13 protein-coding genes are annotated in these 14,096 nt (G+C 34.0%); 8 read left to right on the top strand and 5 right to left on the bottom strand.

The annotated features are described in order from the left end of the window. Nucleotides 1–6 precede the first annotated feature (6 nt). Nucleotides 7–906 carry a hypothetical protein gene (locus Q0845_RS00135; protein ID WP_298507331.1) on the top strand — a complete coding sequence of 300 codons (900 nt, stop codon included), beginning with the start codon at nucleotides 7–9 and terminating at the stop codon, nucleotides 904–906. 66 nt (nucleotides 907–972) lie between these two features. Here the strand turns inward: Q0845_RS00135 and Q0845_RS00130 are convergent, their stop codons facing one another. From Q0845_RS00130 to Q0845_RS00120, 3 genes are all read right to left on the bottom strand, one after another. Beyond that, on the bottom strand, nucleotides 973–3,960 hold the full coding sequence (locus tag Q0845_RS00130; protein ID WP_298507329.1) for a TonB-dependent receptor: 2,988 nt from the start codon (nucleotides 3,958–3,960) through the stop codon (nucleotides 973–975). 20 nt (nucleotides 3,961–3,980) lie between these two features. Beyond that, nucleotides 3,981–4,982: a FecR family protein gene (locus tag Q0845_RS00125; protein WP_298507327.1), complete on the bottom strand. Its 1,002-nt coding sequence runs from the start codon at nucleotides 4,980–4,982 to the stop codon at nucleotides 3,981–3,983. A gap of 67 nt (nucleotides 4,983–5,049) precedes the next feature. Next, nucleotides 5,050–5,625 (bottom strand): sigma-70 family RNA polymerase sigma factor, encoded by a 576-nt coding sequence (locus tag Q0845_RS00120; protein WP_298507325.1) that lies wholly within the window; start codon nucleotides 5,623–5,625, stop codon nucleotides 5,050–5,052. Nucleotides 5,626–5,946: 321 nt separating this feature from the next. Here Q0845_RS00120 and aspS point away from each other — a divergent pair, with 321 nt between their 5' ends. The 7 genes from aspS (at nucleotide 5,947) to Q0845_RS00085 (ending at nucleotide 12,199) form a co-directional block, all read left to right on the top strand. Beyond that, nucleotides 5,947–7,695, top strand: coding sequence for an aspartate--tRNA ligase (aspS, locus tag Q0845_RS00115; protein WP_298507323.1), 1,749 nt, complete (start codon nucleotides 5,947–5,949; stop codon nucleotides 7,693–7,695). Between the two features lie 92 nt (nucleotides 7,696–7,787). Beyond that, nucleotides 7,788–8,324, top strand: a complete 537-nt coding sequence (locus Q0845_RS00110) for a hypothetical protein (RefSeq protein WP_298507321.1) — start codon at nucleotides 7,788–7,790, stop codon at nucleotides 8,322–8,324. Further along, on the top strand, nucleotides 8,296–9,240 hold the full coding sequence (locus Q0845_RS00105) for a hypothetical protein (RefSeq protein WP_298507320.1): 945 nt from the start codon (nucleotides 8,296–8,298) through the stop codon (nucleotides 9,238–9,240). The genes Q0845_RS00110 and Q0845_RS00105 overlap by 29 nt, the downstream gene beginning before the upstream one ends. Nucleotides 9,241–9,356: 116 nt before the next feature. Beyond that, nucleotides 9,357–11,135, top strand: coding sequence for a chloride channel protein (locus Q0845_RS00100; protein ID WP_298507318.1), 1,779 nt, complete (start codon nucleotides 9,357–9,359; stop codon nucleotides 11,133–11,135). 15 nt (nucleotides 11,136–11,150) lie between these two features. Next, entirely contained in the window at nucleotides 11,151–11,672 is a 522-nt protein-coding gene (locus Q0845_RS00095) for a hypothetical protein (protein ID WP_298507316.1), read from the top strand. A 10-nt stretch (nucleotides 11,673–11,682) separates the two neighbouring features. Continuing rightward, on the top strand, nucleotides 11,683–11,922 hold the full coding sequence (locus Q0845_RS00090) for a hypothetical protein (RefSeq protein WP_298507315.1): 240 nt from the start codon (nucleotides 11,683–11,685) through the stop codon (nucleotides 11,920–11,922). A gap of 82 nt (nucleotides 11,923–12,004) precedes the next feature. Beyond that, nucleotides 12,005–12,199 (top strand): cold-shock protein, encoded by a 195-nt coding sequence (locus Q0845_RS00085; protein WP_298507314.1) that lies wholly within the window; start codon nucleotides 12,005–12,007, stop codon nucleotides 12,197–12,199. A gap of 140 nt (nucleotides 12,200–12,339) precedes the next feature. Here the strand turns inward: Q0845_RS00085 and Q0845_RS00080 are convergent, their stop codons facing one another. Further along, a complete protein-coding gene (locus Q0845_RS00080) occupies nucleotides 12,340–13,260 on the bottom strand; it encodes a dockerin type I domain-containing protein (RefSeq protein WP_298507312.1) in 921 nt (306 codons plus the stop codon). A 372-nt stretch (nucleotides 13,261–13,632) separates the two neighbouring features. After that, entirely contained in the window at nucleotides 13,633–14,088 is a 456-nt protein-coding gene (locus Q0845_RS00075) for a nucleoside deaminase (protein ID WP_298507310.1), read from the bottom strand. Nucleotides 14,089–14,096 lie beyond the last annotated feature (8 nt).

The following is a 14,096-nucleotide window of genomic DNA, read 5'->3' as shown; positions in this document are numbered from 1 at the left end:
TACAAAATGAAAGATTCATTATTCAAATTCAATACAAAATTACCAAACCATGTTGGTCATATACCAATGTATAAAACGTTTCACTTTGATACTGCTTCTAGCAAAAACAAAGAATACGCCGAGTATATAGCAAAACGTACAGAGTTTTTACGTTCAAATTTTAAAACAGAAGGTGAACTCAGAGATTTAGGAGATCAACTCATTATAAGAAACGACAAAGAAGCATTAGAAATATACACAGGAAGCGATTCGTTTTGGTGGACAGATCGTGAAAATGCATATAGCGAAAACAAAGAACTATCTAGAAACTTACCTTCTGAAGAAGAAGCTGTTCACAATGCAAGAAAGCTTTTAGAAAAGCTAAAAATTGACGAAAGCACGATGAAAGTGCATTCTGTTTCAAACTCTTTTGCCGCTACAAGCGAATCACCAAAAGACAGAAACCCTGAAGGATTTCCAACCAGTATGAATGTCAATTTTACACACGAATTGGAAGGTTTACCAATATTTGGAGCTGGTGCAAAAACACAAGTATCTTTTATAAATAATGATCAATTAGTGCAATTTGTACACTTTAATAGAACTCCAAAACAAGTAGGGAAAATAGAAGTAATTTCACCCGAAGAAGCAGTACAACAAGTGTTTGACAACAAACGATTTGCCATTATCAAAGAACAAGGAAAAAGTGCTGGAGAAATTACAGATGTACGTCTTGGGTATTTTGCCTCAAGTCCGTCAGATTTACAAAGATTCTTAATTCCTGTATACAAAGTACAAGGAAGTGTATCTACACCTGAATTGGAAAGATATGACTTTAATTTATTTGTAATTGCCGCCAGAGAAAGTCAAGAAACGGCAAAACGCAGAGGACTTGCCAATCAGCCTTTAGAAACCGTATTTAATTAATATTAAAAACAAAAAAGACGCTTCTAATGTAGAAGCGTCTTTCTTTTTAATATGTACTATAATTTATTATAGGTTAATCGTAATTCCAGCGCTTAATGTCATACCATTAAATCCAAACTGGTTTACTTCCCAAGGATATCTGAAACGACCACCTAAGTCAGTTCCAAAATCTCCGAATGTATTAATTTCGTCAGGATACACATCTAATAAATTATTGATAGATACTTTAGCTGACATTGATTTACAAAAATCATACGATGCTGTAAAATCGGTAATAACCTTTCCTGCAAATGTTTGATCAAAAGATGGATTGCTTGGATGTTGCCAAGTAACTTTTCCAAAATATGTATTGTTCAATGCAAAGAACCATTTTCCAAGTTCGTACTCCAATCCTACTACACCTTTTAAGTTAGGACGAGCAGTCGTAATTCTTGATTGCTCTTCTCTATTAAAGATATCTGTATATCCAGCATTTAAGATTTTTTCAGGTACAGAAATTGTTCCATCAATATCAGTTTTGTTCCAGTTAAAAGCACCATTAATTGCTAATTTTCCTTCTCCTAATTCAATACCTCTATAATTTGCAACTAAATCAATTCCTTGTGTTTTTGTATCAACTGCGTTCACAAAGAACGTAATATTTCCAATACTATTATTTATTAATACTTGCTCTACTGCATTGGTTGTAGTATCATCTCCATCAAACCCTAATGGATTTGTGAATAATACTCTGTCATCAACTCTGATATTGTAGTAGTCTAAAGAAACTGTAAACTGTGGTGTAAATTTATACGTAAATCCAGCCGCAATATTAAATGATTCTTCCGCATCTAATTGTGGTACTCCTAATCCTGATATTGGATCAATAATAATTGGATCTGCATTGTTAAACGTTCCTTGCTGACCAATAGTTCCGTCTGCTAATTGTAATGTTTGAATATTACTTAAATAGATTTGGTGTAATGATGGTGCTCTAAATCCTGTATTTACAGAAGCTCTAATAGCTCCTTTCTTTTCAGGAAGTAAATATCTTGCATTAATTTTCCAAGAAACATTATTTCCAAAATCGCTATAATCTTCATAACGAACAGCTCCACCAACTAATAATTGTTCTGAAGCATCCCAATCTATTCCTCCATATACACCAATATTAGAACGCTTTTCACGTAAAGCATTTTCTGGACGTAATCCTGGGAAAGATTGTGCTCCTCCATTTATAAAAGAAGCCGTTTCTCCTGCTTTTGTAACAAATTGTTCGCTTCGTATTTCAGATCCTAATGAAATAGAAACATCACCAAAGCTTTTTGAAATGTCTAAGTTTCCAATATCGTTTTTAAAGCTATATCCTCCTGGATTAAATTCTGTTGGACTATTGGCTCCTAAACTAGGATTGATGGTATTTCCAATAGTATAATCTACTGCGTTTCTACCAAATGTATAACTCAGGTCAAATTTCCACCCGTTAAACATTTCCCAGCGGTTTCCAATAGAAAGTGTATTGTCTCTAATATCCGTTTCAAACGTAGGCTGAAAACCATTATATGGCTGTCCTGGAGGCGTTAATAAACCGAAATCATCTGTAATCCAATACGGCGCTCTGTACAATGCAAAACTTGTTCCGTTACGTTGTTGCAAACTTCCAAAAACATAAAACTCTGCTTTATCATCATCGTATGGCATTCCACTGTTAAATGACAATCCAAACTTATCGTACTCAGGCTGTCCTACAATCATTCCTAAATCAGGATTTGCTTGAATCCATGGATTTGTTCCATCAAGTAAACTTGAATCTCCAAAAATATTTCCAAACAATAAATCGTTTCCTGGCTCTCCTGCTCTATTGGTATAATCTTGGTGATAAAATTCGGCTGTTACATTAAAATAACCACCATCTCCAAAAGTAAATCCAGTATTAATATCTGCGTTGTATCGGAAACCATCTCCTTGAGAAGTAACTCCCGATCCTAAATTAATCGTAGTTTGTTTTGGCTTTTCCTTTAATATAATGTTGATCACACCTGCAATGGCATCAGAACCATATTGTGCAGAAGCTCCATCTCTAAGTACTTCCACGCGTTCAATAGCAGAAGCTGGAATACTCTTCATATCTACACCAACTTCACCTCTACCAGGCGTTTCATTTACATATACCAAAGCACTTTGATTCTTTCTTTTTCCGTTTATAAGTACCAAAGTTCTACTTGGTCCTAAATTACGAAGTTCAGAAGGGTCAAAATGTGCCGTTGCATCCGAGATTGTTTGATTTGTTGAATTGTAAGAAGGGACACGGTAACTCAACATTTTATCAACCTCAGGTTGCGCACTAATGGCCAACTCTTTAGCACTAATATTATCAATTGGTACAGGAGACTCTAAAACTGTTCTAGGTTTTGCTCTATTTCCTACTAAAACAATTTTATCTAAGGCTAAACCAGATTTTAAGGCAACATTTACAGTTCTTGTAGAACTCACAGACATTTCTTGCGGCTCAAAACCTATTGAGGAAAAAATAAGTGTCACGGGTAATTCAGCTACATCGAGTATAAATTTCCCATCGAAGTCAGTGACAGTTCCTAATGATGATCCTTTTACAGAAACATTAGCGCCAGGCAATGGAGTTCCAGTTTCAGCATCTATAACCGTTCCTTTAATTATATTTTGAAGCCTTATATCTTTTAATACCAAACTAGAGTTTACACCTTTTTGATCAAGATTACTAGCAATCGCTTTAGCTCTATTGTTCTTCTTGTTATAAATTACATAATATTTATCTCCAAGATGTTCAAACACAAAACGTGTGGTTTGCTCTAATTTCCTAATGACTCTACTTAGGTTTTTGTAATTATAATCTTTAGGGTTTAGTTTCGTATCAACTACATCCTTTGCATTATAAGAAAAGAACACAGCATGTTCATTACTTAGTTTATCTAAAAATTTTGGAAGGGAAATATAATCTCCGGTATCCAGTTCTGAATTGCTCGCTTCAATTACTTGTATAGCGCCAAAAAACAAGGCAATGACAAGTAACAAACTTACGGTCGATTTTTTAATCATAATATTTACATTTACTTTGGTTAGTTTATTGGTTTATATATTAATAGCTTCTCTTTATTTTTCTCAATTTTAACATCTGTTATTTTCTCTATAGCTTTCAAACATATCTCTAAATTTTCATTTGGTATACCGCCTGATATTTCAGAATATTTTAAGCTATCATTATCAAATTCAACAGATAATCCATAGGTATTTTCTATATGCTTCATCACAGATTCTAAGGTCTTTTTGTTAAAAACATAGGTCTTAGGTTTCCATATAGCATAAGTATTATTCTTTTCTATTTTTTTATAGGAAATTGTTTCTTTCTCAGAAGACACTGAAACTATTTCGCCTGGTTTCATAATCTTCTGTTTACCATTGTTAAAGACTAGATTTATAGAGCCTTCATCAAGAATAACATCTGTTTTTTCTAACCTACTATTTACATTAAATTCGGTTCCATATACTTCAACGGTAAGATCATTAGTATTCACCCAAAACTTGGCTTTTGTAGATGGTATAGATTTTACTTTAAAATATGCTTCTCCTCTCAGCGTTACATTTCTTGGTTGATCCTTTTGATAACTTAATTCTGAATTTCCATTTAATGTAACCAATGTTCCATCTTGTAATTTAATATTAGCTACCTCACCAAATCCAGTTTTATAATTTATTTCATTAGAAACATTAAAGAAATTTAGTAGCGAAAAGAAAATAATAAGCCCTACAGCAGCAATTGACAATGCATACCTAGTATATACCATAAGTTTAGCAGACTTTTTTATTGTCGGTTTTGATGATATACTGTCCAATACACTTTGTAGAGACTCATTAATTTCCGTGGTATCTACACTATTCTTCTTAAAAGATATACCTAAGATCATAGCTTTAGCCGTATACACTACATCGATATGTTCTGGATGTTTTTTAATCCAATCTTTCCAAAAAGCAACATCATTTTGATTACTTTCATGTACCCAATTTTTAAATGAGTCATCGTCTAGAAGACCCTCTAAATGTATGTTAGATTTTTGATTCATGTACCCTAAAAAGTTTGGCTGTCTATTAGTATAGAGACAAAAGCTTTGTTTTTATACCCTATATTTTTCAATATTTTTTTAAAATATTTGAAATGATCTCATTTTCAGAAGCATTTCTTATTTTTTTAAACGCCTTTTGAATCGTATTTAAAACACTTTGATAAGAAATATTCATTATGGAAGAAATTTCAGAAACCTTCAATTCGCTATAGTACTTTAAGTAAATAGCTTCGCGTTCTCTGGGAGATAAATTATTTAAGATAGTTGTTAGCGTATCAGACTTAATAGCTGATATTTCTTGTCGTATTGCAATTTCCTCTGGAGAAAATTCAAAATTAGAGAAATAGGCACTTTCTATATCTACACCTACAAAACGACGCTCATTTTTAAGTTTTTTCAATAACGATCTTCTAAAAGACACAAATAAATACCCTTTAATTGATTTTACTTCTTTAATAGAATCTCTATGTGTATACAGATAAATAAAAAAATCTTGAAGACAGTCTTTTGTCAAGGAAGAACATTTGGAAAACTTCAAACCATAATTATATAACTCACTGTAATTCATTTTAAAAATTACAGAAAACGCATTTTTATCACCCGACAAAAAAGAATACCATAAAGTATTTTCTGAGTTATCCATTCCCAAACAATTATGTAATAAGATGTTACTAATTTATTAAAATAAATTTTAACATTTCTATTTTAGGTAATTTAGACTATGTAAAAAGATGTTTTTACGTGGAGGATTTTTTAGTTTTCTGCTACTTTTCACAGTTTCAGAAAATGCTAATTTACAAAAAGTATCTTTCAAATGTCAAGAATCTAAAATCGATCAAGAATTATTCATAAAATACACAAATCTGTCGGTTTAATTCAGTTCTTAAATTTCCAAAATATTTCTATTCCAACACACTTCATCCGCCAAAAACCATTAAATTTGCGCTTTTAAAATCGCATATACATGTACAGATCACATAGTTGTGGTGAGTTAAGAGCATCACACGTTACACAAGAAGTTACCTTAGCAGGTTGGGTACAAAAGTCTAGAGACAAAGGATTTATGATTTGGGTCGATCTTCGCGATCGTTACGGAATCACACAATTAATCTTTGATGAAGAACGCACACCAACCAACGTTTTTGAAACCGCAAAAACACTTGGAAGAGAGTTTGTCATTCAAGTAAAAGGTGAAGTGATTGAGCGTGAAGCTAAAAATTCAAAAATTCCAACAGGAGATATTGAAATTTTAGTAAAAGAACTCACCGTTTTAAATGCTTCTTTATTGCCTCCTTTTACGATTGAAGATGAAACCGATGGTGGAGAAGATATCCGAATGAAATATCGTTATTTAGATATTCGTCGAAATCCTGTAAAAGACAGTTTGATGTTCCGTCATAAAGTAACGATGGAAGTTCGTAAATATCTGTCAGATCAAGAATTTATTGAGGTTGAAACACCATATTTAATTAAATCTACACCAGAAGGTGCACGTGATTTTGTTGTGCCATCTCGTATGAACGAAGGACAATTTTACGCCTTGCCACAATCGCCACAAACCTTCAAACAATTATTGATGGTTGGTGGAATGGATAAGTATTTCCAGATTGTAAAGTGTTTCCGTGATGAAGATTTACGTGCCGACAGACAACCAGAGTTTACGCAAATTGACTGCGAAATGGCATTTGTTGAGCAAGAAGATATTTTAAATATTTTTGAAGGATTAACGCGTCACTTATTAAAAGAAATCAAAGGAATTGATGTTGAAAAATTCCCAAGAATGACGTTTGATCACGCCATGAAAACCTATGGAAATGACAAGCCAGATATCCGTTTCGGAATGGAATTCGGTGAATTAAATGAAGTAGCACAACACAAAGATTTTAAAGTATTCAATGCTGCAGAATTGGTAGTTGGAATTGCTGTGCCAGGAGCCGCAAGTTATACGCGTAAGCAAATCGACAAACTCATTGACTGGGTAAAACGCCCGCAAGTTGGTGCGTTAGGAATGGTATATGTAAAATGCAATGAAGATGGAACATTTAAATCGTCTGTAGATAAGTTTTACGATCAAGAAGATTTGGCAAAATGGGCGGAAGCTACTGGAGCTAAAGCTGGCGATTTAATCTGTGTATTGTCTGGAAACACCAATAAAGTTCGTGCGCAATTAAGTGCTTTACGTATGGAAATGGCAGAACGCTTAAACTTACGTAATCCAGCAGAATTTGCACCACTTTGGGTTGTTGATTTCCCATTATTAGAATTGGATGAAGAAACAGGACACTATCACGCAATGCACCATCCATTTACGTCTCCAAAACCAGGACAATTAGAAATGTTAGGTACAAATCCTGGCGATGTAAAAGCAAATGCATACGATTTAGTATTAAACGGAAATGAAATTGGTGGAGGATCTATTCGTATTCACGATAAAGAAATGCAAGCCGTTATGTTCAAACACTTAGGATTCACCGAAGAAGAAGCAAAAGCACAGTTTGGTTTCTTAATGGATGCTTTCCAATATGGAGCGCCGCCACATGGAGGATTGGCTTTCGGATTGGATCGATTGGTAGCTATTTTAGGCGGACAAGAAACGATTCGTGACTTTATCGCATTCCCGAAAAACAATTCTGGTCGCGATGTAATGATTGATGCGCCTGCACCAATTGACGATGAACAATTAAAAGAATTAAGTATTAAACTTGATTTGTAGTTTATACTACTAAGAAATACATTCATACGATTACACTCGTATTATATATAGAAACCCTGCAAATTGCAGGGTTTTTTCGTTAGTTTTATACTATGCTAACAACCAAAATCAATTCTTTATTTCCAATTGCTATCATTGTAGCACTCTGTGTCGCTTCTTGCGGAAAGCAAAAAGAGGAAACTTTTATTCCCTCAGAAAATGCTTTTACAGCAGACGCGCATTATATTGATCCTGAAACAGCGTTATTAAGTGAAGGGTTTACAGTCTGTAATGAAGATTATATTTTACAATATTACAATCCGGAACACGCTCGTTATAGCAAAGGCAAAAACGAACTTCGCAATTATATTTTATCAAACTATACCAACAAAAACTATACAGATTCTGGTTATTTAAACATTCGTTTTGTCATTAATTGCAATGGAGAAGCTGGCCGTTATGTCATTCATGAAAATGATTTGAATTTAGAACCAACAACCTTTACCAAAGACTTGAAAGAACAACTTTTTAAGCTCACTACAGAATTAAAAGATTGGAATCCGAATTTTATTAGTGGCGCTTTTCACGATACCTATATGTACATCTCATACCGAATAGAACATGGAAACATTACAGAAATTCTTCCTTAGTAGTATCATAATTCTTGTGTTGTTTGCTTGCGAAGAAAAGATAGACACAAAAAAGCGTTCTATGGAATGCTTTGAATATGGAATGTACCATTATCAGGGAACTCAAGAAAGCATCAATGCATTTGCAAAAGCGGTAGAACTCGATTCAACACATGCAGAATCATGGCGCGAATTATCCATTCCTTTCTTAAAAAGAGGCATGCCACATTTGTGGAAAAAGTATATTGACAAAGCCGTAGAACTCGATCCTGTTGTGTGGCAAGGCTACAGAGGTTATAATTATTTATGGTTTTATCGCGATTATAAAAGTGCCATTGCAGATTTTGATGCAACGGATACTTTGACACCAAATTTTATAGATGCACCACAAGGTCATAGTGTCGATTTTTGGCGCGGAATTGCCTATTTAGGATTAAAAAATCACGAAAAAAGCATTGCCTTTTTTGACAAGCACATTCAAAAAGAAATTGACGAAGCTGGCGAAGATTGGGTGGAACATGAAGCGTTTTTATATCGCGGAATTGCGCATTACGAAGCAGAAAAAAATAAAAAATATCTGAGTAACATCAAAACACATAAATTTGAATTGTCGTTACAAGACTTCAATACATTATTAAAATACAACGCCGATTTTGCAGATGCCAAATACTACAAAGCGTTGATCTTATTTGACGAATGCCAATCACTAGAGTTGAGAATCAATTTTGAAGAGCAAACACGTAGCAACAATCGTTTAGCAAAAATGCTTACGCAAGAAAAACAAGAAAAACTTGAAGAAGCCTTAACAATCATTGATGAAGCCATTGTTAATTTCAACACTGGATACTCAAATCAGCGTCCGTATGTAGAAACTTTACGACAATTATATTTGGAAGATTATACAAACCTAAAAGCGAAATTGGAATCGATGCATTAGATTTGTACTTTTAAAAGTATATTTTTAGCTATTATTCATTTTGCTCCGTTTTGTCACATCGAGCGCAGTCGAGATGTTTTGTATACTAAAAGTTGAAATTCAACTAATTATCAATCATGCCTGCGCAGAAAAAATCACGCTTTACACGCTTTTTGATTTGGAGATACAAACATATTTCCAACAAAAACTTCGTCTTTATTTTAAGCGTTTTAGTCGGATTGGGTTCTGGATTGGTTGCGGTTACTATTAAAAACATCACGTTCTCCATTCAAGCCTTGTTGGAAAACGGAATCATCTTTTCTAAAAATCAATTGTATTTTATTTTGCCTGTCATAGGTCTTTTTTTAGTCTATGTTTTGTTGCGATATGTGTTTAAAAAAGAAACCGAACACGCCATTTCCTCTATCTTATATGCCTTGTCAAAACGCACAGGAATCATTGCCAATTACAAAATGTATTTACCATTAATTACAGCGCCACTAACCGTTGGATTTGGTGGTTCGGTAGGATTGCTTGGTCCTGCAGTAGCTTCTGGTTCGGCAATTAGCTCTAATATTAGCAAACTGTTTCATATTGATAGCAAAACGCGAATGTTATTGATTGGTTGTGCCGCCGCTGGTGCAATTTCGTCTATTTTCAAATCGCCCATTGCTGCCATCATTTTTTCGATAGAAGTCTTTAGTCTCGATTTAACTTTGACTTCCTTAATCCCGCTATTATTGGCGTCGGTTTCGGCAGTCGTGACTTCGTATTTTTTCTTGGGAAATGAAAACTTATTCAATTTTACCTTATCGGAACAATTCAAGCTAGGCGATATTCCTTTTTATATTGCACTTGGCGTGGGAACTGCTTTTGCTTCTATTTATTTTACCAAAATGCATTTTGCCATTACAAAGTTTTTTGAGCGCTTTAAGCAGAAAAAACATAAACTTATTTTTGGCGGACTGACCATTGGAGCCATGCTGTATTTTATTCCGCCATTGTACGGAGAAGGTTTTGGGTTTATTACCAATTTGTTGGATGGCAATCATATAGAAGCACTTGGCACGACACCTTTAGACAGTTATATAGACAATATTTGGATTGTCATTCTATTATTGATCGGAATTACCATTTTTAAAGCCATTGCCATGACAACAACCTTTGCCGCTGGTGGTTCTGGTGGAATTTTTATCCCAACAATGGTGATGGGAAGTGCGTTGGGAAATGTGGTTTCAAAAATCATCAATCAGTTTGGGTTTAATGTTTCAGAATCAAATTTTACCTTAGTGGGCATGGCAGGATTGATTGCTGGTGTATTGCATGCGCCATTAACAGCTATTTTCTTGATTGCAGAAATTACGGGCGGATACGATTTGTTTATTCCGCTAATGCTTACCTGCGCCATTTCATTTCTCATCACAAAAAATCTATTGAATTATACTATTTACACACGCGAATTGGCTGCTACAGGCGATTTACTAACACACAATAAAGATGAAACGGTACTCACGCTCATGGCATTGGACAGTGTGATCGAGAAAAACTTCAGTGTCATTCAACCACAAATGACTTTAGGAAAAATGCTGCATGAAGCAGTGGCAAAATCGAGTCGTAATTTATTTCCTGTTGTAGATGATGAAGACAATTTGGTTGGAATTATCTTGTTGGATGATATTCGCGAGTTTATGTTTGATACTTCTTTGTATGATTCACTTCACGTAGATGACATTATGCACAACGCGCCCGATTATATTATTTACGAAGAAGATAATATGAAAACTGTGATGAAAAAATTTCAAGATAGTAGCGCTTGGAATTTGCCTGTATTGAAAGATGAAAAATATTACGGATTCGTTTCAAAATCCAAATTATTAACAGCGTATCGACGAAAGTTGATTACTTTTACGCGATAATTTATACTTTTTTACATGCGACTTATTAGTATATGGATAGCATTCCTATTTTTTTCGTCCACTGTTATATCTCAAGAATTAATAACGGTTGATCGCGATGGATTTTCAATAGAATTTCCATCTAACTGGGAAGAAAAAGAAATGCCTGGCAATCTTATTTATATCATAGAATCTGCCAAAGAATCGGAAGGCTTCATCACAACTTTAGGATTACAAATTACAAAAGATGAGCAAACTTTAGCGGTGTTTTGCGAGCAATATGAAAAAGAGTTGCTAAATAATACTACCTATAAAGATTGTAAAATTAAACTGAAAAAAGAGTTCCAATCTGGTGATAAAAAAGGAATATACTATTTTTGTACTGCAACAATGGCGCATCTTCCAACGGAACTTATATGTACTGCTTTTGAACATGATGGAAAAATAATTATGACAACTGCCACTGCTTATTGGAGAGATCCTTCAAAAAAAACAAAAGATTTTATGCAATTATTTAATAAAACCCAAAAAATACTTAGTTCAATAAAAGTAGAATAGACACTATATTATGAAATACATTCTCATCATACTCATTGTGGTATTAGTAGGCGTTGGAATTTTCGCTTACAACTACGAATTTGCCGAAGAAGACTACGATCAAAAAGTCATTGGTATCTGTATTTTGACCTTTTCTTTTATTTGGATGCCACTGTTTATTTACCATCGTTATAAAGGAAGAAAAAAGGAAGATTTTATACTTTCCAACGAGAAATTGAAGGAAATGAACGACTATGGTCGAAAAGAATAACGTAAAAAATACACTTTATTTGCCAAGGTTGTCCTTGAAAAATGTTAACTTAGGTTTCTATTAATTTTATTTTTTATCACAAATGACTGGTACAGTTAAATTTTTCAATGAAGACAAAGGCTTTGGATTCATTACCAACGACGACACAGGAAAAGACATTTTTGTTCATGTTTCCAATTTAAATGGCTTAGTATTAAACGCAGACGATAGAGTATCGTATGAAGAAGAAGAAGGCCGAAAAGGAATGGTTGCAGTACAAGTACAAATTATTGAATAAATTGTTTCAACCCACCATTACAAGCTATGCGCGCAATATACATTGCGCGTTTTTTTATGGTTATACATCACAAATTGCCAGATAATAATATATATCACCTGACAATTTTAAGAATTGGTTATAAAGAAAAAATCAACTTTTTAGAAATTCCAACTTCCATTCAAGTCTCCTCGTTTTATTGCATAAGTGTCTGTATCTTGATTCGTAGGACTTATAGACTGACAGGTTAAATTCCCATAATAAGCAGTAATAAAAGGAAGGTTTCCGCTTAAATCTGCATTGACGGCATCATATTCATCTTGTGGAAAATAAATTACGGGTTGGTTGTAGGCACCTTTTTGCATCGCTGGCAATTCAGTTGTTGTATTTGCGATTAATTTTCTTAAAATGATCGCATCTAAAGTACTTACAGCACCATCTCCATTTACATCTGCTGCTAAATATTGCCATAATTCCGTGAATACTTCAATTCCTAATAAATGTTTGTTGATTTTTATTAAATCGAACGTAGTCACACCATTAATCCACTCTAAATATGTATAATTTCCTGTCAAATTATTTTCATGATAAAAACAAAGCTCGCCCGCTGAACTTGTATCAAATAGGAAGTAAAAATTCTGCCCTCCAAAAATAGGATTTGGAAAAGAAATTACTGGACTTGGATCAGTGATATCATCAAGTCCATCAAAATTAACATCATAAGTTATTCTTGTTCCTCCTAAATAGTTTGTATTTGGATCAATTCCTGCTCCAATTACTTGAACTTCCCCAAGTAAATAATTACCAAATATAAGTCGTTCCTGTTGCGCATCTGACAATACAATTTCTTCATGAGTGCTTCTCAATTTCAACTCCTTTTGTTCAAAGTAATCCATGACTTCCTTTGGCGCATACAAAAACTCTTCCCAATTGTCGATAGTCATTTCTGCTGGATATTTTTTTAATAATATTTCCAAATCAGTAGCCTGATCGTTGTCTAAAGTATCCACATTTTCTTTACTACACGAAACCAATAATAGTGTCACCATTGCACATGCATAAATCCATTTTAAATTTTTCATACGTGATAATTTTTAATTGCTGTTTATAAAATTTACGTTGAATGCACGTTCGTATTCCAACTGTGTTTTTTGATGAATTACATATAATTTCATGATCACAAAAACTACTTTTCAGAGATAAAAAGGCATTCTATTTTTAATTGTCGACATGCTAAAAGTATCTAGAGAAATCTCACCAAACAAAGGGTCATACCGTTGTTTTATAAAAAGAATGTTGCGAAATATTTTATCGTTTTTTGGCTATTTTTTTATGGAAGCAATAAGCTTGAAACAACAGCATAAACAAAAGAGCATGCCGCATTTTATAAAAAGAATGCTGCACAGAAATGTATCGATTTTGCGTTTAAGAAGGAATTTTGTTGAATGTTTCTGTTAATTCAAATTTCGCTTTTGAATAAAGAATTGTTTGAGTAGTTGTGAAGCTTCTTCTGCCATAACGCCGCCTTTCATCACCGTTTTTGGATGGAGTTTTGTATTTAGTTTAATGCAACCGCGTTCTTCATCACGTGCACCGTACACAATGTTAGAAATTTGACTCCAATACAACGCGCCTGCACACATTTGACAAGGTTCTAGCGTCACATACAACGTACATCTTTTTAAGTATTTTCCACCTAAAAAATTTGCCGCCGCAGTAATTGCTTGCATTTCCGCATGTGCCGTCACATCATTTAGTGTTTCCGTTAAGTTATGTCCGCGCGCAATTACTCTATTGTCAATCACAATCACAGCACCAACAGGAACTTCGCCTTTTTCAAACGCCATTTCTGCTTCTTGCAGCGCTTTTTTCATGAAGTAGGTGTCGTCAAAGATGTTTTCGAGTTGCATATTGAAAA

It is taken from the genome of uncultured Kordia sp. (genome assembly GCF_947489565.1).
GTDB lineage: Bacteria > Bacteroidota > Bacteroidia > Flavobacteriales > Flavobacteriaceae > Kordia.
The sequence above is the reverse complement of the archived record's forward strand: the minus strand, read 5'-3'. Positions and strand labels throughout refer to the sequence as shown.